We start from the raw sequence: 26,215 nt of genomic DNA on the forward strand, positions 1-26,215 counted from the left end.
AAACCGCCTGACTTACAGCGGCTGAATCGTCGAAGCTTGCTTGCCCTTCGGGCCTTGCTTGACTTCGAAGCTCACCTTCTGGTTCTCCTGGAGCGACTTGAAACCCTTGGATTGGATTTCGGAGAAATGTGCAAACAGGTCTTCGCCACCGTCATCCGGCGTGATGAAGCCAAAACCCTTTGCATCGTTGAACCACTTAACAGTACCCGTTGCCATTTGTCCAAACCCTTTTGAGACGTATTCGGTTGAAGATGCGCCCTGAAATTTCGAGCGGCAGAGAGTTTTACCACGCCAGTACGCGAACTTCAAATAAGCGTTTCTGCTAAGAGACGTGACATTACATCGTCATACTCGCTGCAGCCAGTCTTGTCCGTCCGAATGTTTAGTTCGGAGACGTTATGTTCGGACTTTAATCAGGGGCGTGCATTCGATTATCCATGACTTTCAGCCGGCCAAAAACAAATAAGCATCTTGCGCCACAAGTTATCCCTGCCGGCATGGCTGTAGTCCCACTCCGGAACCGGGTGCCAAGCTGGCTCATCCTCCGCGCCCTGTGAAGCGTTTTAGCAGGCCGCGCTTGCCGATGTCGGTTTGCTGCAGGAATACCGCAATCACGATGATCAGGCCTTTAAGCACCAGTTGCGTATTGCTGTCGATATCGTTGAGCAAAAGAATATTGCTCAAGAAGCCGAAGATCAGCACGCCCGCAACCGTGCCCGACACGCGCCCGATCCCGCCCGCGAGACTCGTGCCGCCGATCACCACGGCGGCGATCGCGTCCAGTTCCCAGCCCATTCCCGCATCGGCCTTGCCTTGCCGGTATTGCGCGGCGTACAGCACGCCGACCAGCGCGGACAGCAGCCCCGACAGCGCATAGGCGGCGGTCTTGTGGCGGGCGACGGAAAGCCCCGAGATCAGCGCGCATTTCTCGTTGCCGCCGATGGCGTACAGGTATTTGCCGAACACCGTACGGTTCATCACGAAGCCGACCACGACCGCGATCGCCAGGAAGAACAGCGCGGGCACCGGCACGACGTTGAAGAGCAGCGCGCGCAAGGCCTCGATGTCCGTGGTGGCGTTGGTGCCGCTGTAAATCGAATAGACCGCCGTATCCTGGCCGGCGATCAGGCGTGCCGCGCCGAGCACGCCGACCATCGCGGCCAGCGTGACGATGAAGGGCTGCATGCGTCCGCGCGTGATGATCCAGCCGTTGAGCGCGCCCACCGTGAAGCCCGCGAGCGGCACGATGCCCATGACGGCGAGAAGCGGCATGCGATGCGCGCCATGCAGCGCGATGGCGGCGCAGGCCAGCAACGCCGCAACGAGTGCGATGCCTGCCTGCGGCAGCGCGCTCGCGGGTTGGCGTGCGTTCCTCGGATCGCTGGTATTCAAAATGCCGCGTGCGACGCCGGACACGGTGAAGACGATCACGAACACCGCGATCGCCACCAGCACGATGGACGCATGGGTCGCGCGATTCCAGCCGTCGGTGGTGAGCAGCATCGCGGTGAGCACGCTGCCGAGACCCATGATCGCGCCCACCGAGAGATCGATGCCTGCCGTGATGATCACGAGCGTCATGCCGATGGAGATCACGCCGACGTTCGCCACCTGACGGAATACGTCCGAGATGTTGGCGCTCGACAGAAAGATGTTGGCGCCGTCGGCGGCATGCGGCGACGTGAGCGCGCCGACCACCAGCAACACGATGAGCCCCAGGTAGTACTTGAGGGTCGTGAGGAAGGTGCTCAGGTGTCGCTGGCGGGCGTTGGCCGCGGGCTCGGCGAGTTGGTCCTGCGCATGCAGCATGATGAATGTCTCCGTGTCTTGGCCCGGCCTGGCTTCAGGGCGATGCCATCCTGATGAGCACGTCGCCTGAAAACTGCTCGCGTTTCAGCACACCGCGCGCGCGCCCTTCACACATCACGAGGATGCGGTCGCACAACAACATCAGCTCGTCGATCTCCGAGCTTGCGACGATCACCGTCACGCCGCCGCGCGCGGCCGCCAGCACTTGCCGGTAGATCTCGGCCTTGGCGGCCACGTCTACTCCGCGCGTGGGTTCATCGAGCAGCAGGATGCGCGGCTTTGTCATCAGCCACTTGCCGATGATGAGCTTCTGCTGGTTGCCGCCCGATAACGTGCTCGCGTCCTGCGCGAGACTGCGATGCTTGACGTTCGACGCGCGCGCTTGCGCCGCCGCCCATGCTTGCATGCGTGCGCGCCGGTACAGCGGAAAGCCGGGCGCGCGCGATAGCGAGGGCAGCAGCAGGTTCGCTTCGAGCGAGTGATCGAGCACGAGGCCATCTTTCTTGCGGTCTTCGGTGACGAATGCGAGCCCGGCTGCGGCCGCGCGATCCGGCGAGTCGATCGTGCGCGTCTGACCGGCGATGCCAATCTCGCCTGTACGCCGATACGGCGACACACCGAAGATCGCTTCGAGTATCTCGGTCTTCCCCGCACCGAGCAGTCCCGAGATGCCGAACACCTCGCCCTGCTGCACGGCAAACGAAACCTCGGCCACCGGCGTGTGCGCGGCACTGCCCAGCGTGAGATCGCGTACCTCGACTGCGAGCGGGCGCGCCTGGGGCGCTTCTGCTTCGGTGCGTTCGGGCGGTGCGAAGTCCTTTCCGATCATCATCGAAACGAGCGCCTCCGAGGACTCGACGTGCCGCATCGGCAGCGTTGCAATACGCCGGCCGTCGCGCAACACGGTCACGCGGTCTGCGACCGCGAAGATTTCGCTCAGGCGATGACTGATCAGCACGATGCCCATGCCGCGCTCGCGCAATGCGCGGGTCAGGCTGAGCAGCGCGCGCGTTTCCGTGTCCGAGAGGGCGGAGGTCGGCTCGTCCATGATGAGGACGCGCGCGTCGGCGAGCAGCGCCTTGGCGATCTCCACGAGTTGCTTCTCGCCGACACGCAGCGCGCCGACGAGCGTCTCCGGCGCAAGCCGGAAGCCCAGTTGCGCGAGCACGTTCATGGCGGCGGCCCGCATCGCACGGCGGTCGGGGAAGCCCATGCGCGTGCGTATCTCCTTGCCGAGAAAGATGTTGTCGACGGCGGACAGCGTATCGACGAGATTCAATTCCTGATGAATGGTCGCGATGCCGGCGCGCGCGGCGTCGTTGACGTTCGACATGCGCGTGGCCTCGCCGCGCACGCGGATGCTGCCCGCATCGGGCGCATACAGGCCGCCCAGTATCTTCATCAGGCTCGACTTGCCCGCGCCGTTCTCGCCGACGAGCGCATGAATCTCGCCCGCGGCGATGTCGAAGTCGACGCCCGCGAGCGCGGGACTGCCGTTGAACGATATCGACAGGCCCGCAGCCTCGACGAGCGGCGCAGTGACGGTGGCCATGACGCGTGTGCGCGCGTTCAGTGGCTCGCGATGTATTGCTTCGCGTTGTCGGCGAAGATGCCCTGGGTCGGCAGCGTCACCTTCTTCGGCACCTTGTCGCCGTGCAGCACCTTGAGCGACTCGCGAATGCCTTCGGCACCCGGCGTCGGATACATGAAGGTGCCGGCGAGCAGACCCTGTTCGACCCACGTTGCGCCTTCCTGCGGCAGGCCGTCGATGCCGACGAACTTGATGCTCTTCTCGCGGCCCGCATCCTTCGCGGCGAGATAGGCGCCGTAGGCCATCGGGTCGTTGTGCGCGTAGACCACGTCGATTTTCGGCTGCACGCGCAGCACGGTTTTCATGTAGTCGTAGGCCTTGTCCTGCTTCCAGTCGCAATCCACGCGTTCGCCCACGCGCTTGACGCCTTTCTCCTTGGCGAGCGCCTTGTCGGCGCCGTCGTGGCGGTCGTGCGCCGGCTGTGCGCCGAAGCCGCCCCAGATCTCGACGAGACTGCCTTGTGCCTTCCCCGGCCCTCCCATCAGCTTGACGATGAAGTTGCCCGCTTCTTCGCCGATCTGCACGTTGTCGCCGCCGATGAATTGCGTGAACTGCTCGCCGTTCACTTCGCGGTCGAGCACGAACACGGGAATGCCCGCCTTGAAGGCCTTCTCCACCACGCCGGTGAGCCCCGCCGACTCCTTTGGCGAGATGAAGATGGCATCCATCTTCTGCGTGATGAAGTTCTCCATGTCGGCGTTCTGCTTGTCGGTGCGATCGCCTGCGTCGGCGATGATCAGCTCGACTTCCGGATGCTTCGCGGCTTCCGCCTTCATGTCCTTGTTGAACTGCACGCGCCATGGTTCGACGGTCGTGACCTGCGAGAACCCGAAGCGATATTTCTTCTGCTGTGCGAACGCGGGCTGCGAGATGAGCGCCGCGAGCGATCCCACTGTCCCGGCCAACGGCACGGCGATGAGACTCGCGGTGATGATGCGTCGTTTGCTGTCCATTGCGTCTCTCCTGATGGGTTGGCCGGCTTGTGCGTGGTTTTTAACGCTGAAAAATAAAACGTTATAGTGCACCGCTAATGGTCGACGAGCGTCGCCCGCCTGCGGCTGCGCCCGGCGTTCTGCTGCGCCGGCGTGGTCTTCGCGCTGTCTTCCTTTCCCGTCGATCTGCCAGGCGGCGCGGTGCTTTCGCGCACGCGCAAATCCGCCCGCATGCGCAAATGCACCGGTTCCGCCGCCTCGCCTCGCAACTGCTTGTGCAGCAATTGCCAGATCGCGCCGCCCACAGCTTCAACCGGCTGATGAATCGAGCTGATACGCGGATGCAGCACGGACATCCACGGCGCGTCGTCGAACGAGAGCAGCGAAATATCCTCGGGCAGACGCAGCTCGGCGTCGCGGATCGCACGCAGCGCGCCGAGCGTCGCTACGTTCGCGCCCGTGAACAGCGCGGTGGGGCGCTCGCGCTCTGCCAGCAAGCCGAGCGTGACCGTATGGCTCTCGGTATCGGTCATGCCGCACACGACGATGCGCGCATGACGCGTGAGGCCCGCGCGCTTCATCGCCGCGAGATAGCCGTCCGCGCGCTCGCGGCTATTGACCAGGTCGAGCGCGTTGACGATGAAAGTAATGCGCTGGTGACCGAGCGCGATCAGATGTTCGGTGCCGTCGCGGGCGGCGCGCCGGCTGTCGGTGGTGACGGTATTGGCGGGAAAGCTGTCGTCCACGCGGTCGGCCATGACGAGCGGGACATCGCATTCACGCAACTCGTCGATCGCGTGGGCATAGCCGTGACAGGGAATGATGATCATGCCGGCCACTTGCCGTGACAGCACGAAGCGGATGCGCTCCGCCTCGCGCTCGGGATCTTCCTGCGCATGCGCGAGCAACAGGCGATAACCGCTTGCAAGCGCGTGGTCCTCGACGACGCACAGTAGTTCGATGAAGAACGAGTTCGTGAGATCCGGCACGACGAAGCCAATGGATGTCGAGCGGCTGCTGCGCAGTTCCGCCGCGAGGCTGTTGCGCCGGTAGCCAAGCTGGCGCGCCGCCTCCCAGACCTGCTGGCGGCGGGCGTCGCTGACGCCGTCGGCGCCCGCCATGACCTTCGACGCGGTGCCGAGCGAAACGCCCGCCGCGTTGGCGACATCCTTGAGCGTGCTGGCGATCTTTTTTCTTGAGTCCAAGGCGCGTTGACCGTTCGTATTCTGAAACGTTTCAGAATAGTAGAAAGCGTCGTGCGAAGGAGCCAATGAGTGTTTTTACCGAGCCGGCCGAAAGGCCTATATCGCGACGTCGTGCAGATCCTTGACGACGGGCGGTCCTATCCTGAAGTCCGAGAACCGGACCTCCAGACCGCCGCGCTCGGGCGTGCAGCACATGGGTCCGACGCGCCAGCCCGAGCCCGGCTGTGCTGGAAATGGCGCGAGACGCATCAGGATCCAGTCCTTCTGGTCAGCGCTGCATTGCACTTTCAGCACGCTCTCCAGCACCGTGATGCGCAGGCGGAAGCGGTGGGCATCGGCACGCGCGCCGAGCGACCAGTCGGAGTGCCCGTCGGTCAGGACGGTACTGAAGGTGAGGGCGCCGTCGTTGTACTCGGCGCCCGCCTTGACCCAGCGCTCGGCGCTTTCGCGCACCATGATGCCTGCCTGGTCATAGAGCGCGGAGAACGCGCCTTCGACCGTCACTTCAGCGGTGAAGTCGCCTTCGACGGCCGCGGCGAACACATGGCCGTTGTCGCGTATGAACCCGTAGTGCGTCTTGCGCCAGAAGTCAGTGCTGGCGTCGGTGGTGACATGGAGTGTGTTGCCGTCGAGATTCCATTGCGCAGGCTCGTTGATCCATTGGCATTGGTCGAACATGGCGTCTCCGTCGCGTGGGTCGCGGCGCCAGTATGGCATGGCTCGCTGCGCGTCAGGCGCCGGATCATGCACGCGGTGCAGCGCGCGATCTCCACTAACATGAACGTTGAATGCGCATGCGGCGTCCCCGGTCAAAAGGAAGAACAATGGTCAAGCTGATGATGATCCTGCTGGGCGTGGACTATCTGCGCCAGCGCTGGCGCAGCCTGATGGCGATCGGCTGGCTGTTGCTGATCGTCGGCATCGGCGTGTTCGTCGATGCGCTCGACGGCGCGTTGGGCTTTCCGATAGCGCTCGTAGGCTGGCTGTTGCTGATCGAGAGCGTGCTTTCGTTGGCGGTCGCGTGGACCGGTGTCGGCGGACAGCGCAGGCTGCGTCATGCAAAGGGGATCGTCTTTTTGCTCACGGCCGCGCTGATTTTCGAGGGCAATCATCATGGCCACTTCATCCTGTCGATCCTGATCGGCATGGCCTTTATCTTCGATGGTCTGTTGCAAGCGACGTCCGCGCTCGTCGTGCGCTACCGGCGCTTTCGCGTGGCGCTCGGGTTTGCGATCTTCGAGATCCTGCTCGGCGTGTTCATGCTTCAACCCTATCCGACGCACTACAAAGGGACCGTGCCGTATTGCGTCGGCGCATTCTTCATTTTCGCGGGCATCAATCTGATCCTGATCGCCACCCGCGTGCGCAGGCTGACGCGCAATCCCGCGATGCATGAGGTGGGGGACGCGCGTCCCGCGCAGCCTGCGCGCGAATGGGACGGCCCACCTGCCGACCACGAACCCGCCCTCACCGTGCACGTGTGGACGCCAGTGGGATCGTCGAAAGCGCAGACGCAGTGGCATCCGGTCGTGGACCGCTACATCGCGGCGGTGGACCGCAACGGCGTCATCTCGACCGGACATGCGGCGCTCGAAGCGCCTGGCGGGCTGTATGTGAGCCTGTATCCGGCGGTGGAGATCGATCGCTCGCCGGACGACTTCGCGCGCCTGTTGCGTGCCACGCGTGAGAACGACGTGCCCGGCACGTTCCAGCCGAGCTATGACGTCGAATCGAAGGCATGGTGTCCGTCGACCGTGCGCGTGCGCATCCGCAATTACGACGCCGCGCGGCTCGATAGTTTCTGGTGCAACTATCGACAGGACACGACGTATAACCTCACGCACCGCAATTGTTCGAGCAGCGTCGCGCGTGCATTGGAGGCAGCACTTGAAGGCGCGACAGGGCGCCTGTACGGCGCGCATGCGGGCTGGGGCGCATTGGTGCGGATGATCCTGACGCCGGAGCTGTGGGTGGCGGCGCAGATCCGCAAGCGCGCCGTGACGATGGCCTGGACCCCCGGTCTCGCGCTCGACTATGCGCGCGCGCTCAGCATGGTCGCCGATCCGCGGCCGTATGGCTGGTTCAAGGTTGCGCGCATGGCGCTGACGAAGATGCGCGACTCGCGGCGCGCGTGGCGTGGGGAAATTCCGCTTGCGCAGCGAAGCGAGCTGGACTAATCGCGTGTTGGATCGTCAGAGGTCGAGTTCGTCTTCTGCCTTGCGCGCCCGGCGCTCTTCGTTGGCGCGGCGTGCGCGCAGGCGCTGACGTGACAGCTGGGCGATAACTTCACCGGTGCTGGCGCCCGGCAGGATTTCGTTGCGGATAACTTTCGGCACCATGGGCAGACCCAGGCGTTGCCTGCGCAAGGCGCGAGCGATGTGAGTGCGGCACTCCTGCCCGTGACAATCCCATTCGTCACGGATTCGTTCACAGTAGGGACATTTTTCCATCCCGGCAGTTTATCGCGAATCGGCGAAAGGTCTGTAAGCCGGGCGCGCCAGGAGCGCGTGCTGACAAGCGAGTCAGCGTGCGAGCGATGCAAGCGCACTGCTTGCCTCCCGCCGGCACGCTGGCGCGCTCATCCGCTGAACTGATTGGAGGCGTTGGAACGCCGCTCGCGCTGATGATGATCGAGACTGCGCCGCAACACCTTCTTCACGAGTCCCTTCAGGAAGTGGATCGAACGATCCGTGCGCACGTTCAGATCGAAGGGCTTGAGCTCGACGACTTCACGGCCGCTGCGTTCGGCAAGTGTCGTGCGCGTCTTGCGATGATCGACGGCCATCGCCGACAGCGTGTCGGAGGCCTGCTTGAACGATGCACGGTCCACGCGCGCGCACACATGGCAGGCGCGATGGAACAGCTTGTCGAACACGGTGAGCCAGTAGTCGTCCATCTCGCCGCCGTTGCAGCGCGCGAGCGCTTCGCGACCATTGATATGCAGATCCTCGACATCGTTCAGCGACGCGCATTGCGTGATGCTGCCGAAGCGCCGGCGATAACCGATGAGCGGAGTCGGGACGCGGTACAGGCTTCTCGCGCGCAGATATGTGGAGGGCACCACGGCCGCGTCCTCGTAATGACGGCCGACAGGAAACGGCGCTTCGTCGAACAGCGACGTGCGATAGACCCGCGCCCATACGAAGGTGTGGAAGTCGTCGGCGAAGTGCTGCAGCGCGGCCCGGTCCATGGGCGCACCACCGCGTGTGTCGCCGTCCACGATGTTGATCCCGTCGAGTTCGCGGCCGTCGTCGTCGATGATCGTGACGTTGTACTCGACGATATCCCACTTGTTCTCGGCCAGCACCGGAATGACCGACTCGCCGAAGCCCTTGAGAAAGACGTCGTCGCCGTCCAGAAAACCGACATAGGGCGTGCGCACCGACTTGAGGCCGGTATTGCGCGCGGCGCTCAGGCCGCCGTTCTCCTGATGCACGAGTTCGATGTGCACGCCGCGATCGCGCTCGACAATCGCGCGTGCCGCCGCATAGGTCTGGTCGCGAGAACCGTCATCCACCACGATGATCTTCATCGCGTCGATGTAGGGCTGGCTGAGGAGGGACTCGAGCGCTTCCTCGATGTAACCCTCGATGTTGTAAGCCGCGACGACGATGCTGAGCAGCGGGGTCGTGTCTCGCAAGGAGTTACTCTCAAACGGCATATATGACGCTCTCCGTCGATGATTGGGCACTATCTCCTTGCATCCTGTGCAAGGAGCCTCGTCAATACGCAACGTGTGGCGAAACAGAGCCTTCCGCGTCAATGCGAAAGCGCTCTGCCCAACGCGCCGCACGGCGAGTCATGCAATGGTCTGTCAGTAGCGGCGGGCTCGTTCACCGTTTAAAGGCGGGGAAAGAGCCATTCGAAATGCCGATACGGCGCAGCCAGTCATGCAGGACGTGCGAAAACCAGGCCTCATGATCGGTCTGACGCCGCTTATAGTTGGAGCATGTCGTGTCATCCAGCCGGCCCCGAAAGCCCCGGCGTGACGCGCATGTCTATCGAGCCAACGCCACACTGCGCGTTGTATGGGGCGGGCTCCCCGGCGTCTCTGCACTTCACTGACGCCATAACCCGTGTTGTCACCAAATTCCTGATGCCTGTTCTGTGCGGAACTCCCTGACAGATTAGGCTGATTACGTGGCCTGCATGTTAGCGGTTCAAAAAAGATGAGGTTGCGCGACCGGTCAGGACTGGCGGCACGAAACCCTGCCTCTTTGAAGACGACAAAAAGAAATCGTTCGCGCGATACACGTACTTATTGCATTGCGCTTGTATTCGTTACCCTTCCTGCATCTTGCAATGCCACTTCAGTGATAACCCTTACTATGCTCCGGGCTCCAGTTTGCCCGCTCCGTGCGGTCCGCCACATGGGAGTGACATCGAACCCTCTGATTAGTGACAAACCGTTTCATTTTGCAAGCAGGTATAGCAGGAGCAGGCATATTTTTCGTTACAAAGCCGATCACGAAGAAAAAACGCTGAAAAAAATGCTGATCTGCTCCAAGTGCGGTGTCGACCGGATCGTGTTGCTCTACGTTTCAGTGGAAGCCGTCGAGAGGCTACAGCAAGCGTGATGCCACTGCGCGATTGCCTTATATCTCTCGATCAAAGGCCGCTGCAATGAAAGGAAAATGAATGAAAGCAAGGCGTCAACGGTGCATGTAGAGCGACTGTCCGAGGGCTTGCTCTGAAGGCTGGGTCAGCCATGCGTCCTGACCAGGGCTGCCACCGGCCCTTGGTTCTTGCATGTGCTGTGTATCAGCATAGATGACTTTTGATCGATGCCAAGCTCCATCGTGCAGCAAGCCTGACGAGGCGGGCGTTTCGGCCTGCGCATGACTGAGCGTGGGCATTGCCATGGCAACGGCCAGCAGGGCGGCCAGAGTCATTTTCATGAGCGTCTCCTTGATCGTGTGGGAACTCACGAAGCACAGTAGGCGCACAGAATGAGTGCAGGCTTAGCCGTCTTTCAGACGTTCTCCGGCGTGTAGAGCTGCGCGGGCAACGGATACTGGCTTGCCAGTGCGGACTCGCCGGGAAGTGCCTGCAAGGCGCGCAACATGGCCTGCACGGCTGTTTCGGCGATGCGTTGCAGCGGCGTGTCGATCACGAGGTCAATGACGCCTTCGACGAGCGCTTCGTAGCGGTCCGGCATCAGGTCGCTGCATACGGTGACGATGCGTCGCTCCGAAGCCTCTTCGCGGAGCGCGCGGATGACGCCGCCCACGCCGCCGCCGGGAATGTAGAGGCCGGCAAGATCGGCATGGCGTGCGAGCATCGCGAGGGTGGCTTCGTAAGCCAGTTGTTTGTCTTCGAGGTTGATCTGCGTATCGAGCACGCGCAGTCCTGGTGCATGCTCGCGCAGATAAGAACGAAAGCTGATCTCGCAGCTTTCCTGTCCCAGATAGCGAGGCGTGCCGACGAATACGCCTACTGTCCCTTCCTTGCGATACGCAAGACGGCTCACGGCCCATGCGGCGGTGCGGCCGCTCTTGCGCGGATCGACGCCTATGTAGCCGGCACGCAAGGGCGCGCTCAGGTCGGATAACAGCGTGACCGTCGGCTTGCCTTGCGCGTGCAGGGTTTCGATGGCGGCTGTCACATGCGGATGATCGACAGCCACGACACCGAGCGCGTCCGCGGTATCGCCCAGTGCGAGCAGCGTGCGGGCGATCGAGGCCGGATCGAGTTCGTCCATGTATTCGATGACCGCCTTGCAGTCTTCGGGCTCGTGGCGCGCGGCGGCCTCGGTGAGGATGCGTGCGAAGCTTTGATAGAACGGGTCGGCGCGCTTCTGAAGACAGAAGCCCAGCGTGTGACGTTCGCGGCGCTCGCCGCGCTGCGCTCGTAACCGCTCCCGCATCAATCCCGCGCCGTGATAGCCGATGCGTTCGGCCGCTTCGATCACGCGCAGCGCGGTGCCGTCGCGGACGCTCAGACGTCCGTTGAACACGCGATCGACCGTGGCCGGACTCACGCCGGCCGCTTCGGCCACTGACTGAAGTGTGGGACGCTTGCTCATCGCTTGATGTAAATGATGGGTTTTCGCCGCGCGTGATGATGCTTAAAGATAGCAAATGTGCGCGCAGGTTGCGTGCAGGAAATGCCGCTTCTATTATCGATTCCAACAAGAACCAATGATGTGAATTCAATCATCGATTGAGGTGACATGATGGAATCGCGGCAGCCCGAGGAGACGGGCGAGCATCAGCGGCATGACGCGTATCGGCTGATAGGCGGAGCCGGAGAGCAAGCGAAGCTGGCCGGTCTCGTCAATGCGGAATGGTACAAATGCGCCGTTCCAAGGCCGGTGATGAAAGGTCTGATGCAGCGAAGCGATGCGCGTGCGATACGCGACACGTTGCTATGGTATGCGGCCATCGTGGCGAGCGGCGTGCTTGCAGGGTTCGCGTGGCGCGCGCATTCGCTGTGGGCGATTCCCGCGTTCTTTCTGTACGGCGCGCTGTATTGCGGCCCGGCGGACTCGCGCTGGCATGAGAGCGGTCACGGGACTGCATTCAAGACGGCATGGATGAACCGGGTGCTGTATCAGATGGCCTCGTTCCAGGTGTTCCGGCGGCCTACCATCTGGCGCTGGAGTCATGCGCGCCACCACACGGACACGCTGGTGGTGGGCCGCGACCGCGAGATTGCCGTGCCGTTGCCCACTGACTGGCTGAGTCTCGCGCTCAACGTCTTCGCGCTGAAGCACGCGGCGGCCGAGGTGCCCAGGATGATCTCGGGTGCGTTCGGCGACATCGGCGCGGAGGAAAAGACCTTCGTGCCCGAATCGGAATGGCCGAAGGTGGTCCGCGAAGCACGCATTCATCTGAGCATCCATGTCGTGGTGATTGCGTCGTGCTTCGTGTTCCGCTCGGTCTTGCCGCTGCTCTACGTCGGCCTGCCAAGCCTGTATGGCGCGTGGCTCTATCTCTTCTTCGGTCTGACGCAGCATGCGGGCATGCCCGAGAACGTGCTCGATCATCGCAAGAACTGCCGCACGGTCATGATGAATCCGGTCTTCAGGTTTCTTTACCTGAACATGAATTACCACGTCGAGCACCACATGTTTCCGATGGTTCCTTATCACGCGCTGCCGCGTCTTCACGACACCGTGAAGGACGACATGCCGCCGCCTTATCCGAGTTCGCTCGCGGCTTATGCCGAGATCATCCCCGCGCTGATACGGCAGACGCGCGATCCGTCGTATCACGTCGAGCGGCCGGTGCCGGCCGCCACGCAGCCCTGAGCCCCGAAGGAGACGAGAGCATGACGCAATGGATCGATGCAGCCGCGCTGGACGACATAGAAGATGAGGATGTCATGCGCTTCGACCATGACACACGCACGTTCGCGATCTATCGCGTGAACGAAGCCGTTTATGCGAGCGACGGTCTGTGTACGCATGAACAGGTTCATCTGAGCGATGGCTTCGTCATGGACCATGTGATCGAATGCCCGAAGCACAACGGCCGCTTCGATATCCGCGACGGCCGGCCGTTGTGCGCGCCGGTCTGTGAGAAGCTCAGGACCTATCCGGCGAAGGTCGAGGGCGGTCGCATCCTCATCGAGATCTGATGCCATGACGGACCAGCACGATGTCCGCGCGATGGTGATCGTCGGTGCGGGGCATGCCGGAGGGCGCGCGGCCGCCGCGCTGCGCGAGTTCGGATGGCGCGGGCGCATCGTGATGATCGGCGCGGAGGCGCATCTGCCTTATGAGCGTCCGCCGTTGTCCAAGCAACTGCTGACCGGCCAGCGCGCTGCGTTGCAGTGTGCGCTGCGCGCCCGCGATGCATGGCAGGCGGACCGTATCGAGCACAAGGTGGCCTGCGCCCGGCAGATCGTGCCTGGTGCGCGCGAAGTGATACTCGCCGATGACAGCCGCATCGCGTATGAAGCCTTGCTGCTGGCTACCGGGGGACATGTGCGCAGGCTGGACATTCCCGGCGCGCAGCTCGATGGCGTCATGACCCTGCGCACGCTCGACGATGCCCTGAGCATCGCGCCGCGTCTCGTCAGCGGAGCGCGCGTACTGATCGTGGGCGGCGGCTTCATCGGGCTGGAGGTTGCAGCGTCGGCGCGCACGCGAGGGTGCGAGGTCAGCGTGATCGAAGGCGCTGCGCGCTTGCTCGGACGCGCGGTGCCCGAGAGCATCGCGCATGCGGTGCGGGGTCTGCACGAGCGCAATGGTGTCGCGATCCATGTGGGTGTTGCCCCGCTCGAGATCGCACGCGCGTCACAGGGCGCGCTGCGCGTTCTGCTGTCCGATGCGCGTTCGCTTGACGCGGACCTCGTGATCGTCGGCATCGGTATCGAACCGGCGGACGAACTGGCGCGGGACGCGGGCCTTGCCGTGAATCGCGGAGTCATCGTGAATGCGCAACTCGAGACGTCGGCGCCGGGCATCTTCGCGGCGGGAGATATCGCGATCCATCCGGGCCGCTTCACGGGCGCGCCCATCCGTCAGGAAACCTGGCACAATGCTGAAACGCAAGCGCGCACGGCTGCACGGAACATGCTCGGCGCACAGGCCGTTCATGACGACGTGCCCTGGTTCTGGTCCGATCAGTACGACCATCAGTTGCAGGTGACGGGCGAGCCCTCGCTCGGCATGCGCACGGTGCGGCGCGTGCCTGGCGAGTCGGCTTCGATGGACTTTCATTTCGACGCGGCGAACCGGCTCGTGGGGGCGAGCGGATTCGGCCCGGTTCACGTCATTGCGAAAGACATGAAGCTTGCGCGCATGCTCGTAGAGCGCGGTCTGTCACCGTCCGCGGATGTACTCAGCGACGCAAGCTTCCGGTTGAAGACACTGCTTTGAAGCGGCGCGTCAGACGCGGAACCGGCTGACTGCCTCTTCGAGTTGCCCCGCCTGATCGCGCAACTCGGCGGCTGCGTGCTCCGCATTGCCGACGAGCGCCGCATTCTGCTGCGTCGCTTCGCCGATCAACACGACCGCGCTGTTGACCTGCTCGATGCCGCTCGCCTGCTCACGCGAGGCCACGTCGATCTCCCCGACGATGGCGTTGACGCGCGCCACGCGTTCAAGGATGCCGTTCATCGTGCTGCTCGCTTCCTCGGCGATGCGGTAGCCATGCGAGACCCGCGCGGCCGACTCGGCGATGAGCGCTTCGATTTCCTTCACCGCGCTCGCGCTGCGTTGCGCGAGCACGCGCACTTCGGCGGCGACTACCGCGAAGCCCTTGCCGTGCTCGCCGGCGCGCGCGGCTTCGACCGCGGCGTTGAGCGCCAGAATGTTGGTCTGGAACGCGATGCCTTCGATGGTCGCGGTGATGTCGGCGATGCGGCGCGCCGATGCATCGATGTCGCCCATGGTCTGCACCACGCGCGTGACGGCGTCGCCCCCGGCGCGGGCCGCATCCGATGCCGACGCCACCAGCTCGCCGGCCTGCGCGGTATTGGCGGCGTTCTGCCGTACCGTGGAGGTGAATTGCTCCATGCTCGCGGCCGTTTCCTCGACGCTTGCGGCCTGCGTGGCGATGCGCGTGGCAATGTCGCTGCTGTCCGATGCAATCCGCCCGGTCCCTTCGTTCATGCCGGCCGACGCATGGCGCACCTGCACGACGATGCCGGCGAGGCCGCGCGCGATGCCGTCGATGGCGCGCATCAGGCGGCCGATATCGTCTTGACGCGTACTGTCGATGCGGACCGTGAGGTCGCCCGCGGCGATGCGTTCGGACGCGCGCGTGATTTGATCGATGGGACGCCCGACCAGCTTCGCGACCGCATAGAGCAGCACGCCGACCAGCAGCACGACGACGATGAGCCCGATGGCAAGAAACACAGTGCGGCTGTGGTCCACGTCCGCGAGCAGTTCGTCGCGATAGGCAAGGCCGCCGATCATCCATTGCCATTGCGGCACGCTCATGTAGACGATCTCCTTGGTGCCGCCATGCACGCGCGGATCGGCGCCGGGGAGGTCAGCGCCGTCGAACACGAGCTTGCCTTCGCGTGTATCGAGCATGTGGGCGAACGGTGCGACGCGTTCATCGACGCCCTGGCCTTGCGGGCCGGGATGCACCAGCAGCTTTCCGCGATTCGCGCCGTTCGATGCATCGACGACGAAGTGATAACCGCTCGCGCCTATCGCCAGTTTCGCGATGGTGTCCTGCAGCGCGGCGAATTCCGCGGTGACATCGACGCCTACGAACAGCGCGCCGATCACGCGGCCCGACGTGTCCATGACCGGCTTGTACTCGGTGATGTACTGCTTGCCGAACAGCGCCGCAATGCCGATATACGGCTTGCCGGCGCGGATCGGCGCGTAGGCCGGGCCCTTGCGGTCGAGCAGCGTGCCGATGGCCCGCGTGCCGTCCTGCTTCTTGAGCGATGTGGTGACGCGGATGAAGTCGTCGCCGGTGCGGGCGAAGATCGTCGCGATGGCGCCGCTGTCCGCGAGGAACGCGTCGGGAATCGTGAAGTCGTTGTTGAGGGGCTTGTCGCCGGCCAGCATGGTCGGCGTGGAAGTGCCGGCGATCTCGACTGTATGCGCGGGGTCGAGCGAGAACGCGGAAGGCAGGCGATGCGCGAACAAGGTCATGAAGCGCGAGACCTCGGCGCTCACGGCCTTGTCATAGAGGCCGATCATCGTGGCGATGGAGCGGTTCTCGCTCTCGACACGCGCCAGCGCATGCGTGTCCACCTGTTCTCCGGCGCGCTTCGTGACAGCGAGGGTAAAGAAAGCAATGGCGACCGCCGTGAGCGCGCAGGCGAGCACGGCAAACTGGGTCCCGACGTTCATGCGGGCCAGACGAGTTCGAAACATGGGCAGGGATTGAACGTAATGAGTAGTGTGGTCCTTATCGGCAGCCGGTGCGTGTGTCTTTAATTTTTCGCTTGGAACAGGACGCCGTCATGTGCTAGCGGCGCTGACGCATCGCGAGCGCGACGCCCGACAACGTCAGCGCCATCGCGATCGCTTCGCGTGAGCCAAGCGGTTCGCCGATCGTGAGAGCCGCGGCGACGATGCCCATGACCGGCACGAGCAGCATGCCGATGGACGCGACCTCGGCGGGCAGCCGGCGCAGGGTTGCAAACCACGCCAGATAGCATGCGCCCATCGGTACGAGGCTCATGTAGACCATGACGGCCCAGCCATCGAGCTTGAGTGCCGCGAACGAGGGGTGCTCGATCAGCGCGCCGAGCAGGACCATCGGCACGCAGCCGATGCCGACTTGCCAGGCAACCAGTGTGATAGGGGCAACGGGCATCGGACCATGCGTGATGACGGTGCCGAGCGCGAACAGCACGGCGGCGGCCAGTGCAAAGGCGATGCCGGCGAGCTTGCCGCCATCGAAGGAGAGGCCGTGTCCTGAAAGCAGGGCGACCACGCCGGCCAGGCCTAGAGCGAGGGCGCAAAACCCGGCGAAGGAGGGCTTGCGCTTCGAGATGGGCCACGCGAGCAGCATGGCCCAGATCGGCATGGTGTAGACGAGCAATGCGCCTTCGCTCACGGAAAGCCATTTCATCGACAGCGTGGCGAAGCCCATCCAGGCGAACACATTGATTGCGGATGCCAGGAGCAGTCGCGGAACGTGTGCGCGCGGCACGCGAAGGTTCTCTCCGGCAAAGACGGCGATCAAACCCAGCAGGACGGCCGCCGTCACGCCCGCGACGCCGCGGGAGAAGAGCGGTGGCCACTCGCGCAGCAGGATCTTCATGGCGGGCCAGTTCAGCGCCCAACCGATGGCGGTGACGAAGAGATAGATGAACCCCGTGAGACGAGCAGGCATGGAGCGCGGGACGGGTTGCCGTGGATGAATGGGGATCGATCTTACAGGCGCGGGTGGACGCGGTTGGCATGCAAAACACCTAATGCATAAAACCGTCTGTTTCTGGGAAAAATCGTAGAAAACGATTAACTCCCTGGTTGAGGCTGGCCCGGATCCGCCAGAATGCGTGCGAGCGCCGTGCCGTTGTGCGACTTAGGGCAAACACCAGGATGGTCACTCCCGTTCAAAACGACTATTCTTGATAAAACGTTTTCCAAACGGCTGAATGGGTGACTGTCTGGTACCTCCGGATGGTCCGCCCGCGGCGCTCGTCGCCGAATCCACGCAACAAAGAACGCGGCACGACGAGCGCCGCCGCGTCCGGAGACTTTCATGAACACTGTCGTTGCCGGCGTCGTACGAACCGCCAGCCGTTATCGCTGGACCGTGTGCGCGCTGCTTTTCTTCGCCACGGTCATCAACTACATGGACCGGCAGATCCTGGGTCTGCTGGCGCCGATGCTTCAGCACGACATCGGTTGGACGCAGGTGCAGTACGGCCGCATTGTCATTGCGTTCTCGGCGTTTTATGCCGTCGGCCTGCTGTGTTTCGGGCGGATCGTCGACTGGCTCGGGACGCGCATTTCTTATGCGGCCGCGATGTTCATCTGGAGTATTGCGGCGATGCTGCATGCGGCCGTCGGATCGGTCATGGGCTTCGCGATGGTTCGCGCGCTGCTCGGCATCGGCGAAGGCGGTAATTTCCCGGCGGCGATCAAGACCACGGCCGAGTGGTTCCCGCGCCGCGAGCGCGCCCTTGCCACCGGTATTTTTAATTCAGGCGCAAACATCGGCGCGGTCTTTGCACCCGCGCTCATTCCGGCGCTTGCGGTGGCCTTCGGCTGGCGCGCGGCATTTGTGCTGGTGGGAGCCGTCGGCCTCGTGTGGCTCGTGGTGTGGTTCGTGATGTATCGCGAGCCGGACGGCAGCGCGCACGACGACGAACTCGCCGATGAAGGCGACGAGGCCAAGATCGCCGACGCCGCGAATGCGAAAGCCCGCGCGCCGGGCTTCAAACAACTCATCCGGAAGCGCGAAACGTGGGCGTTCATCGTCGGGAAGTTCCTGACGGACCCGGTGTGGTGGTTCTACCTGTTCTGGCTGCCGAAGTGGCTCAATGAATCGCGTGGCATGGACATGCAACATATTGGCCTGCCGCTCGTCGTGATCTACGCGATCACCACGGTGGGCAGTATCGGCGGCGGCTGGATTTCGTCGGCGCTGCTGCGGTCGGGCTGGACCGTGAATGCGGCGCGCAAGACCGCGATGCTGATCTGCGCCTGCGCGGTCCTGCCCATCGCGTTTGTCTCGCAAGCGGAGAACCTGTGGGTCGCGGTGGCGATCGTTGGTCTCGCGGCGGCGGCGCACCAGGGTTGGTCGGCGAACCTGTTCACGACGGCATCGGACCTTTTCCCGCGGCGCGCGGTCGGTGCGGTGGTCGGCATCGGCGGCATGGCGGGTTCGATCGGCGGCGTGCTGTTCTCGGAAGTGATCGGTCAGGTGTTGCAGCGCACGGGCCACTACTGGGTGCTGTTCGCGATCGGCGCGTCGGCTTATTTGATTGCATTCGCAATCATGCACGTGCTGACGCCGAAGATGACGCCGGCGAAGCTCGCGGGGTGAGTCTGCGTGAAGGCGCGCACGTCGCGCGCCGTGGATCATGCGTGGATCAGGTCGCGGCAGCCGTGGATTCACGCACGATGAGCCGCGGCTCGAACATGGAATTGCCTGGATCGGGATGTCCAGCGAGGGCGTCGATGAGTTTCTGCATGGCGAGTTCGCCCATCTTCTCGCTCTGGATGTCTACCGTGGTGAGGCCGGGCGCGGCATAGGCGCCGTACGGGACGTTGTCGATGCCCGTGACGGAAACGTCATGCGGCACCCGTAGGCCGAGTGTCGCGGCTTCCTTCATGAAACCGAGCGCGATCAGGTCGTTGTAGCAGATCACCGCCTGCGGCCGCTTCGGTCCGAGCATCACGCGCGAGCATGCCTGTTCGCCCGCGACGGAAGTCGGTGCATGCGCTTCGTAGACATCGAGTTCGAGGCCCGCTTCGGCGAGGCAATCGCGAGCTCCGCGGATGCGCTCATCGTTGATGCGCGCATGCTCGAAGCCGAGGTAGGCGATGCGCCGATGCCCCAGGTCGAGCAAATGGCGCGTCAGCATGTAGGTGGCAAGGCGGCTATTGATGCCGACGCTCGGAATTGGCAGCTCGGCGTTGCGCAGAAGCACGACGGGCTTGTCGAGTTCAAGCATCCACTGCGCGTCTTCGTCGGGCAGGCGCGAACTGACGAGCAAGCCGTCTACGCGTTGCGCGAGTGCTTCGATGAGGGGACGTTCGCGCGCCTGGTTCTCGTCGATGTCGACGAGCAGCAGCGTGTAGTCGTGACGCAGCGCGATGCGGTTGGCGCCCTTGACGACGTGAGTGAAGTGCGGATTGCTGATGTCGAGAATCGTGAGTCCGATGGTGCGGGTCTTGCCGGTGATCATCGAACGTGCAAGCGGGTTGGAGCGGTATCCGAGCGTCTCGATCGCCTCCTTGAGCCGCGCTTCCACCGGCGCTGAGAATCGTTGCGCGCCATTGATGTATTTGGAAACCGTCGCGACGGATACGCCCGCTGCGGCAGCAACGTCGCGAATGGTTGAGGAATTTTTTTTCATTCGGAGGGTAACGTTTTCGCGGAATTCACGAATTGTCGCAGAAAATCGGGAAACATTGAAAACGCATTTTGCGTTTTGCATGCAGCGTTTTGCATGCAACTAGATTCTGATCCCGGCGCTGACAAGGATCGTGCTGCCGAAAACGTTTTCTTCTTTTTTGCTTTCAATGTAGTGCAACGTATTCCACAGGAGTTTCGATGAATCAGCCAACGGCAGCGGGCAAACCGTTCAAGCGTCTGCTTCTCACCGGCGCAGCCGGCAACCTGGGCCGACAACTGCGCGGTGCACTTTCGCAGTGGGCCGACGTGGTGAGGCTCTCGGACATCGCGCCGCTCGACGACGCCGCGCGGCATGAAGAAACGAGCGCCGTCGATCTCGCTGACATCGCCAAGGTGATGCAACTTGTCGAAGGTGTGGACGCGATCGTGCACCTGGGCGGTATCTCCATCGATGCCCCGTTCGATGACCTGATCGAAGCCAACATTCGTGGTACCTACAACATCTACGAAGCGGCGCGTCGCCATGGCGTGAAGCGGGTGGTGTTCGCGAGCTCGAATCATGCGATCGGCTTTCATCCCGTCACCGAAGTGCTCGACGCCGATTCGCCGCAGCGTCCGGACAGTCTCTATGGCGTGACGAAATGCTTTGGCGAATCGCTGTCGCGCTACTACTTCGATCGCTTCGGCATCGAGACGGTATGCCTGCGCATCGGTTCGTCGTTCGAGGAACCGAAGAACCCGCGCATGCTGGTCACTTACCTGAGCTATCGCGACTTCATCGAACTCGTACGGTGCTCGCTGTTCACGAATCGCGTGGGGCATACGGTCGTGTATGGGGCATCGGACAACCCGGTGAAGTGGTGGGACAACTCGAAAGCGGGTTTCCTGGGGTTCAATCCGCAAGATAGCTCGGCGCAGTTCAACGGTTTGTTCCCGCCGAAGGCGCCGACCGCCGATCACGACGATCCTGCACAGCGCTTCCAGGGTGGGCAGTTTGTCATCGGCGAGCCGATGGAGCGCAAGCGATGAGTGGCGGCGTGCGCGTTGAACGTCTTGAATCGGCGGGCGTCGCGACGGTCGGCGAATGCCCGGTCTGGCGCGCGAAAGAGGGCGCGCTGTACTGGGTCGACATTCCGGCACGGCGCATTGTCCGACTCGTGCTCGAGAGCGGACAGCGCTCGGAATGGACGTTCAAGGAACAAGTCGCGTGTTTTGCATTCGATGCGGCCGGACAGGTCGTCGCCGGCATGGAGAGCGGCATCTTTGCCGTGACGCTGCACGACAGCGGCGATGCCCACGCCGCAAAGCTGGCTGCGCCTTCGTTCGGCGCTCCGGGCATGCGCTTCAACGATGGCCGTTGTGACAGGCAGGGCCGTTTCTGGGCGGGCACGATGGTGCAGGACATGTCGCTTGCGAGCGCGGCCGGCGCGCTATACCGGTTCGATCAGCGTGGCGTCCTGTCCGACCCGGTTGTCGAGGGTTTGATCACGCAGAACGGACTGGCCTGGTCGCCGGACGGCAGGATCCTGTATCTGTCAGATTCTCATCCGCAACGCCGCCTCATCTGGGCGTTCGACTTCGACGTGGACAGCGGCACGCCCGGCGGACGGCGTGTGTTCGCCGACCTGCATCATCACGCGGGTCGTCCGGACGGCGCAGCGGTCGATGCGGACGGTTGCTACTGGACCTGCGCGAACGATGCCGCGCGCCTGCTGCGCTTTACGCCGCAAGGCCGGCTCGACCGCGAAATCGCGTTGCCTGCCAGCAAGCCCTCCATGTGCGCGTTTGGCGGCAGTGATCTCTCGACGCTTTTCGTCACGACCATTCGCCCGTCTGCAAACGCAACCGACGACGACGGCCATGTGTTCGCTCTGCATCCAGGCGTGCAAGGATTACCGGAACCGGAATACGCCGGAATGTTACCGGTCGCATGACAGCACGAAGCGGAACAATCCGTTCACATTTTCTTCAATACATGACGTTGCAAATGCTGGGATGCAAGACCTTCCAGCACCGGATTGGCGCATGCCGTTCCGCTTGTCGGCCGGGCTTCGGAACCGATACCAAGGCTAAACACCAATGCTGTAGTTCCTCCTTAAAGAGTAGGCTCCGCAGGTATCCAAAAGTACCCGCGATCTAGCGATTCTTCTATCCGGAGGAGACATAGATGGACCTTGAAGCCCGCACCATGAAGCGCGTGATGGTTCGCCTCGTGCCGTTCCTGATTTTGTGTTACTTCATAGCCTATCTGGACCGCGTCAACGTCGGCTTTGCAGCCTTGCAAATGAACAAGGCGCTCGGCTTCACTGCGAGCATGTTCGGCTTCGGCGCCGGTATTTTCTTCATCGCGTATTTCTTTTTTGAGGTTCCGTCGAACCTGCTGCTCGAACGATTCGGCGCGCGCCGCTGGATTGCGCGGATCATGTTCACCTGGGGCATCCTCGCTGCCGCGATGGCGTACATACCCCACATCGCGCAAGCAACGGGTCTGTCCAACGCCTACGTCTTCTACGGCCTGCGGATCCTGCTCGGCATCGCCGAAGCGGGCTTCTTCCCCGGCATCATCTTTCTGCTGACGCTATGGTTTCCAGCCAAGTACCGGGGGCGCGTGGTCGGGTATTTCATGGCGGCGATTCCACTCTCGACTGTGATTGGCGGCCCGATTTCCGGTGCGCTGCTGCAGATGGACGGTCTGAGCGGGATGCAAGGCTGGCAGTGGCTCTATCTGATCGAAGCCATTCCGGCGCTGCTGCTTGCATTCGTCGTGTACTTCTACCTGACCGACAAGCCCAAGGACGCGCACTGGCTCGCGGATGACGAGCGCGAATGGCTGGTCGACCGTCAGGCCCACGAGCGCGCGCATCGTGAATCGGTGCATGCGTTCAGCGTCAAGGAAGCGATCTTCAATCCCCGTGTGCTGGCGATCGCGCTGATCTACTTCGGCGCCAATGCCACTAACTACGGCCTGAGCTTCTTCCTGCCGCAGATCGTGAAGGCGTTTGGCCTCACCAATCTGCAAACGGGCTTCGTGACGTCGCTGCCGTATGCGGTGGGTGTCGTCAGCATGGTCTTGTGGGGCCGTCATTCGGACCGCAAGCTCGAGCGCCGCTGGCATGTGGCGATTGCGTTGATGGTGGCGGCCGGCGGCATCGCTGTCTCGGCCGGACTTGACGATCCGGTCATGAAGATGATCGCGCTGTCGATCGCGGGCTTCGGCATCTTCGGCTGCCTGCCGGTGATCTGGACCTTGCCTGCCTCGTTTCTGTCAGGCGCCGCCGCTGCCGGAGGCATCGCCGCGATCAATTCGCTCGGCAATCTCGCCGGCTTCTTCGGTCCTTACGCAATGGGCTGGATCAAGGACAGCACAGGCAGCTTCGGCGCGGGCCTGCTGTGTCTCTCGGGCGCTGGCATGGTTGGCGCTGCGGCGGTTCTGCTCCTGCACCATGACTCGGCGCTGGAGAGCATTTCAGGTGCGCACGACGTCGACGATGCGGAGCCCAAACTCGCGCGCTGAGCGAGTGTGAGTGCGGGTGTTTCAAGAGGTAAGGGACCGCGGAAAGAACGCGGTCCCTTTGCATTTTTAATCTTGCATCATGAATTCAATCGCCCGACGTCTGCGCGCGACGCAGGCGTTCTCGGCTGTTGATGAGATGAAGACGCATCGCCGTGCGGGCGGAATCGGCGTCGCCGCGCTCGATTGCATCGGCGATCTGTTCGTGCTCCCGATTCACCCGCGTCAGATATTCGGCGTGGCGTTCAGGCGAGACCGGCGTCGCGGTGAGGCGCGTGCGCGGAATCATCCGCGCACCGAGATGCGCCATGATCTCCACGAAATAACGGTTGCCGGTCGCTTGGGCGATTTCCATGTGAAATCGCAGGTCCGGCGCGACAGTGTCGGCTTTCCTGTCGACGTTCCGCGCGAAATCAATGAGAGCGGCGCGCATGGCCGTCATGCGCTCCGCATTGCATCGCAGCGCCGCCAGTCCCGCACTTTCGGTTTCGAGGCTGATGCGCAATTCGAGTATGGCAAGGGCGTCGAGGGAGCCGGGGACATCGGCGGGATCGATCTGCAGGAGCGGCGGTGCAGCGGCTTCGCAGATGAACGTGCCGATGCCATGGCGCGTTTCTACCCGTCCTTCCGCCTGCAGGCGCGACAGCGCCTCGCGTACCACGGTACGGCTCACGCCGAAGTGCTGCACCATTTCCGCTTCGGTAGGGAGGCGGGCACCGGCCTTCAGTTCGCTCGCATCGATCTGTGCACGCACGGCGTCCACCATGCGTAGCGTGAGGCTACGGCGCGCGCCTGATGCGCTGTTCGAGGCACTCGATGTTGCATGGGCCGAAGAGAAGGACTCCGCGTGATTGTGAGGATCGGGCGATTGCGTCACGGCGTTCTCGTTGGAATGGGTTTTACACACATTGACAAATCGGTTGGCAAATGATGATATGCGTCATGCAGTGATATGACAACGTACAAGAAGATGCGTGCAGGGTAATCCCTAGCCGAATCTCGCAGGAGACATGATTCGATGGAACAACGAAACAACGCGTCGTCACGCGAGCATTCCGCTCGCTTCGAAAGGCTGTTGCTTACCGGCGCCGCCGGCGGTGTCGGCCAGGCAATCAGGCATCGAGTGGCCGAATTTGCGCGCCGCGTGCGCGTTTCCGATCTCCCTGGCGTACTCGGCAGCGAGGCTGCGCCGCATGAAGAAATCGTGCCTTGCGACCTTGCGGATCGTGAGGCTGTCGACGCGCTGGCAAAAGAATGCGACGCCGTCATCCATCTGGGCGGCGTGTCGGTAGAGCGCCCGTTCGAGGAAGTGCTCGAAGCGAACATCAAGGGCGTATTCAATCTCTATGAGGCCGCGCGTCGCCAGGGCGTGAAGCGCATCGTGTTCGCCAGTTCGAATCACGTCACGGGCTTCTATCGCCAGGACGAGGTCATCGATGCCACCGCACGCAAGCGTCCTGATGGCTACTACGGGCTGTCCAAGTCCTTCGGCGAGGACATGGCGCAGTTGTACTTCGACCGCTACGGCATCGAGACCGTGAGCATCCGCATCGGCTCGGTTTTTCCGGAGCCCAAGGATCGTCGCATGATGGCGAGCTGGATGAGCCATGACGATTTCCACGAGTTGTTGCGCTGCAGTCTGTTCACGCCCGATGTCGGCCACACGATTGTCTTTGGGACGTCCGCCAATGCGCACACATGGTGGGACAACCGGTGCGCCGCGCATCTTGACTTCGTGCCGCATGACTCGTCGGAACCCTTCCGCGAAAAGATTGAAGCCACGCCACCGCCCCTGCCGACCGATCCGGTTGCCGTCCTGCAGGGCGGCGCCTTCACGACGATCGGACCGTTCGAGCCGGTTTAATGCATGCAACATTCATTATCACGACTTGTAGTATGTCGTCATACATCCAGTGCAGAATCGAATCAGCGGCGCGAGAGCCGTCCTGGCGAATAGAGCGCCAAACCTGACAGAGACACCGCCCCATGTTTTCACTCGATTTTTCCCCCCTGTGGCCTTACTGGCCGACGTTCCTGCTAGGGGCGTGGCTCACGCTCAAGATGACGTGCGTCGCGGTCTTCTTCGGCTTGATCGTGGGAATGCTCGTTGCATTCGCGAAGCGCGCCCGCGTGCCCGTGCTGACGCGTCTCTGCATCATCTATATCGAAGCGGTGCGTAACACGCCGTTCCTCGTGCAGATCTTTCTTCTTTATTTCGGATTGGCGAGCATCGGCCTGCGCATGCCGACCTTCGCGGCCGCGGCGCTCGCGATGACGATCAACATCGGCGCCTATGCGGCCGAAATCATTCGCGCCGGTCTGGAATCCGTGCCGCGTGGGCAGATCGAGGCGGCGGAATGCCTGGGCTTGTCGAAATGGCGCATCGGCTGGCATGTGATGTTGCAGCCGTCAATCGAAAAGGTCTATCCCGCACTGACGAGCCAGTTTCTGCTGATGATGCAGGCGTCCGCCATTGCGTCGCAGATCTCGGCGGAAGAACTCACGGCCGTCGCCAACACCGTGCAGTCCGATACCTTCCGTTCGCTCGAAACCTATATCGTGGTCGCGGGCCTGTATCTCGTGCTGTCGCTGATCATCAAGCTGATCGCGTGGCAGGTCGGCGAGCATCTCTTCAAGCGTCGCCGCGCGATCCGTCTGGCGGCGAAGCGGGCCGGGCATGTCGACGACGCAGGCGCCGAGCGCGCCGGTGG

Annotated in this window: 24 protein-coding genes; 10 read left to right on the forward strand and 14 right to left on the reverse strand. The window is 62.9% G+C overall.

Features of this window, described 5'->3' with window-relative positions; genetic code table 11:
• Positions 1-12: 12 nt before the first annotated feature.
• The 6 genes from QCE63_RS22725 to QCE63_RS22750 all read right to left on the reverse strand — a co-directional run bounded on the left by QCE63_RS22725 (position 13) and on the right by QCE63_RS22750 (position 6,215).
• The gene (locus tag QCE63_RS22725; protein WP_008347993.1) at positions 13-216 is read right to left on the reverse strand and encodes a cold-shock protein; all 204 of its coding nucleotides are present in this window, start codon (positions 214-216) and stop codon (positions 13-15) included.
• Between the two features lie 321 nt (positions 217-537).
• Positions 538-1,809, reverse strand: a complete 1,272-nt coding sequence (locus QCE63_RS22730; RefSeq protein WP_309836162.1) for an ABC transporter permease — start codon at positions 1,807-1,809, stop codon at positions 538-540.
• Positions 1,810-1,843: 34 nt separating this feature from the next.
• A complete protein-coding gene (locus tag QCE63_RS22735; protein WP_309836165.1) occupies positions 1,844-3,361 on the reverse strand; it encodes a sugar ABC transporter ATP-binding protein in 1,518 nt (505 codons plus the stop codon).
• 17 nt (positions 3,362-3,378) lie between these two features.
• Positions 3,379-4,353 carry a substrate-binding domain-containing protein gene (locus tag QCE63_RS22740; RefSeq protein ID WP_309836166.1) on the reverse strand — a complete coding sequence of 325 codons (975 nt, stop codon included), beginning with the start codon at positions 4,351-4,353 and terminating at the stop codon, positions 3,379-3,381.
• Between the two features lie 74 nt (positions 4,354-4,427).
• Entirely contained in the window at positions 4,428-5,537 is a 1,110-nt protein-coding gene (locus QCE63_RS22745) for a LacI family DNA-binding transcriptional regulator (protein ID WP_309836167.1), read from the reverse strand.
• Between the two features lie 96 nt (positions 5,538-5,633).
• A complete protein-coding gene (locus tag QCE63_RS22750) occupies positions 5,634-6,215 on the reverse strand; it encodes a DUF1349 domain-containing protein (RefSeq protein WP_309836169.1) in 582 nt (193 codons plus the stop codon).
• A gap of 146 nt (positions 6,216-6,361) precedes the next feature.
• Between QCE63_RS22750 and QCE63_RS22755 the strand changes: the two genes are divergently transcribed.
• A complete protein-coding gene (locus tag QCE63_RS22755) occupies positions 6,362-7,714 on the forward strand; it encodes a DUF308 domain-containing protein (RefSeq protein WP_309836170.1) in 1,353 nt (450 codons plus the stop codon).
• 15 nt (positions 7,715-7,729) lie between these two features.
• Here the strand turns inward: QCE63_RS22755 and QCE63_RS22760 are convergent, their stop codons facing one another.
• The 4 genes from QCE63_RS22760 to QCE63_RS22775 form a co-directional block, all read right to left on the reverse strand.
• Positions 7,730-7,987 (reverse strand): hypothetical protein, encoded by a 258-nt coding sequence (locus tag QCE63_RS22760; RefSeq protein WP_309836172.1) that lies wholly within the window; start codon positions 7,985-7,987, stop codon positions 7,730-7,732.
• Between the two features lie 128 nt (positions 7,988-8,115).
• The gene (locus tag QCE63_RS22765; protein ID WP_309836174.1) at positions 8,116-9,177 is read right to left on the reverse strand and encodes a glycosyltransferase family 2 protein; all 1,062 of its coding nucleotides are present in this window, start codon (positions 9,175-9,177) and stop codon (positions 8,116-8,118) included.
• 1,012 nt (positions 9,178-10,189) lie between these two features.
• A complete protein-coding gene (locus QCE63_RS22770; protein ID WP_309836176.1) occupies positions 10,190-10,435 on the reverse strand; it encodes a hypothetical protein in 246 nt (81 codons plus the stop codon).
• A 74-nt stretch (positions 10,436-10,509) separates the two neighbouring features.
• Positions 10,510-11,562 carry a LacI family DNA-binding transcriptional regulator gene (locus QCE63_RS22775; RefSeq protein WP_309836179.1) on the reverse strand — a complete coding sequence of 351 codons (1,053 nt, stop codon included), beginning with the start codon at positions 11,560-11,562 and terminating at the stop codon, positions 10,510-10,512.
• Positions 11,563-11,709: 147 nt separating this feature from the next.
• On the opposite strand from QCE63_RS22775, the gene QCE63_RS22780 reads away from it, so the two are divergent.
• The 3 genes from QCE63_RS22780 to QCE63_RS22790 are packed head-to-tail and all read left to right on the forward strand — an operon-like array spanning position 11,710 to position 14,364.
• Positions 11,710-12,789, forward strand: a complete 1,080-nt coding sequence (locus tag QCE63_RS22780; protein ID WP_309836180.1) for a fatty acid desaturase family protein — start codon at positions 11,710-11,712, stop codon at positions 12,787-12,789.
• 20 nt (positions 12,790-12,809) lie between these two features.
• On the forward strand, positions 12,810-13,118 hold the full coding sequence (locus tag QCE63_RS22785; RefSeq protein ID WP_309836181.1) for a non-heme iron oxygenase ferredoxin subunit: 309 nt from the start codon (positions 12,810-12,812) through the stop codon (positions 13,116-13,118).
• A 4-nt stretch (positions 13,119-13,122) separates the two neighbouring features.
• Entirely contained in the window at positions 13,123-14,364 is a 1,242-nt protein-coding gene (locus QCE63_RS22790) for an FAD-dependent oxidoreductase (RefSeq protein ID WP_309836183.1), read from the forward strand.
• Positions 14,365-14,373: 9 nt separating this feature from the next.
• Here the strand turns inward: QCE63_RS22790 and QCE63_RS22795 are convergent, their stop codons facing one another.
• Positions 14,374-16,329, reverse strand: coding sequence for a Cache 3/Cache 2 fusion domain-containing protein (locus QCE63_RS22795; RefSeq protein ID WP_309836185.1), 1,956 nt, complete (start codon positions 16,327-16,329; stop codon positions 14,374-14,376).
• 94 nt (positions 16,330-16,423) lie between these two features.
• Complete coding sequence (locus QCE63_RS22800; RefSeq protein ID WP_309836187.1) at positions 16,424-17,296, reverse strand: DMT family transporter; 873 nt, start codon at positions 17,294-17,296, stop codon at positions 16,424-16,426.
• A gap of 372 nt (positions 17,297-17,668) precedes the next feature.
• On the opposite strand from QCE63_RS22800, the gene QCE63_RS22805 reads away from it, so the two are divergent.
• On the forward strand, positions 17,669-18,958 hold the full coding sequence (locus QCE63_RS22805) for an MFS transporter (RefSeq protein ID WP_309836189.1): 1,290 nt from the start codon (positions 17,669-17,671) through the stop codon (positions 18,956-18,958).
• 46 nt (positions 18,959-19,004) lie between these two features.
• Here QCE63_RS22805 and QCE63_RS22810 read toward each other — a convergent pair whose 3' ends face one another.
• Positions 19,005-19,994 (reverse strand): LacI family DNA-binding transcriptional regulator, encoded by a 990-nt coding sequence (locus QCE63_RS22810; protein ID WP_309836191.1) that lies wholly within the window; start codon positions 19,992-19,994, stop codon positions 19,005-19,007.
• A gap of 197 nt (positions 19,995-20,191) precedes the next feature.
• On the opposite strand from QCE63_RS22810, the gene QCE63_RS22815 reads away from it, so the two are divergent.
• The 3 genes from QCE63_RS22815 (at position 20,192) to QCE63_RS22825 (ending at position 23,507) form a co-directional block, all read left to right on the forward strand.
• Positions 20,192-21,022, forward strand: coding sequence for an NAD(P)-dependent oxidoreductase (locus QCE63_RS22815; protein ID WP_309836193.1), 831 nt, complete (start codon positions 20,192-20,194; stop codon positions 21,020-21,022).
• Entirely contained in the window at positions 21,019-21,927 is a 909-nt protein-coding gene (locus QCE63_RS22820) for an SMP-30/gluconolactonase/LRE family protein (RefSeq protein ID WP_309836194.1), read from the forward strand. The genes QCE63_RS22815 and QCE63_RS22820 overlap by 4 nt, the downstream gene beginning before the upstream one ends.
• A 233-nt stretch (positions 21,928-22,160) precedes the next feature.
• Positions 22,161-23,507 (forward strand): MFS transporter, encoded by a 1,347-nt coding sequence (locus tag QCE63_RS22825; protein WP_309836196.1) that lies wholly within the window; start codon positions 22,161-22,163, stop codon positions 23,505-23,507.
• A gap of 85 nt (positions 23,508-23,592) precedes the next feature.
• Here QCE63_RS22825 and QCE63_RS22830 read toward each other — a convergent pair whose 3' ends face one another.
• The gene (locus QCE63_RS22830; RefSeq protein ID WP_309836198.1) at positions 23,593-24,381 is read right to left on the reverse strand and encodes a FadR/GntR family transcriptional regulator; all 789 of its coding nucleotides are present in this window, start codon (positions 24,379-24,381) and stop codon (positions 23,593-23,595) included.
• Between the two features lie 141 nt (positions 24,382-24,522).
• Between QCE63_RS22830 and QCE63_RS22835 the strand changes: the two genes are divergently transcribed.
• Together QCE63_RS22835 and QCE63_RS22840 are read left to right on the forward strand one after the other, a co-directional pair.
• On the forward strand, positions 24,523-25,368 hold the full coding sequence (locus QCE63_RS22835; RefSeq protein WP_309836199.1) for an NAD(P)-dependent oxidoreductase: 846 nt from the start codon (positions 24,523-24,525) through the stop codon (positions 25,366-25,368).
• A 122-nt stretch (positions 25,369-25,490) separates the two neighbouring features.
• A partial coding sequence (locus QCE63_RS22840) for an amino acid ABC transporter permease (RefSeq protein ID WP_309836200.1) occupies positions 25,491-26,215 on the forward strand: 725 nt, incomplete at its 3' end.

It is taken from the genome of Caballeronia sp. LZ065, assembly GCF_031450975.1.
Lineage (GTDB): Bacteria > Pseudomonadota > Gammaproteobacteria > Burkholderiales > Burkholderiaceae > Caballeronia.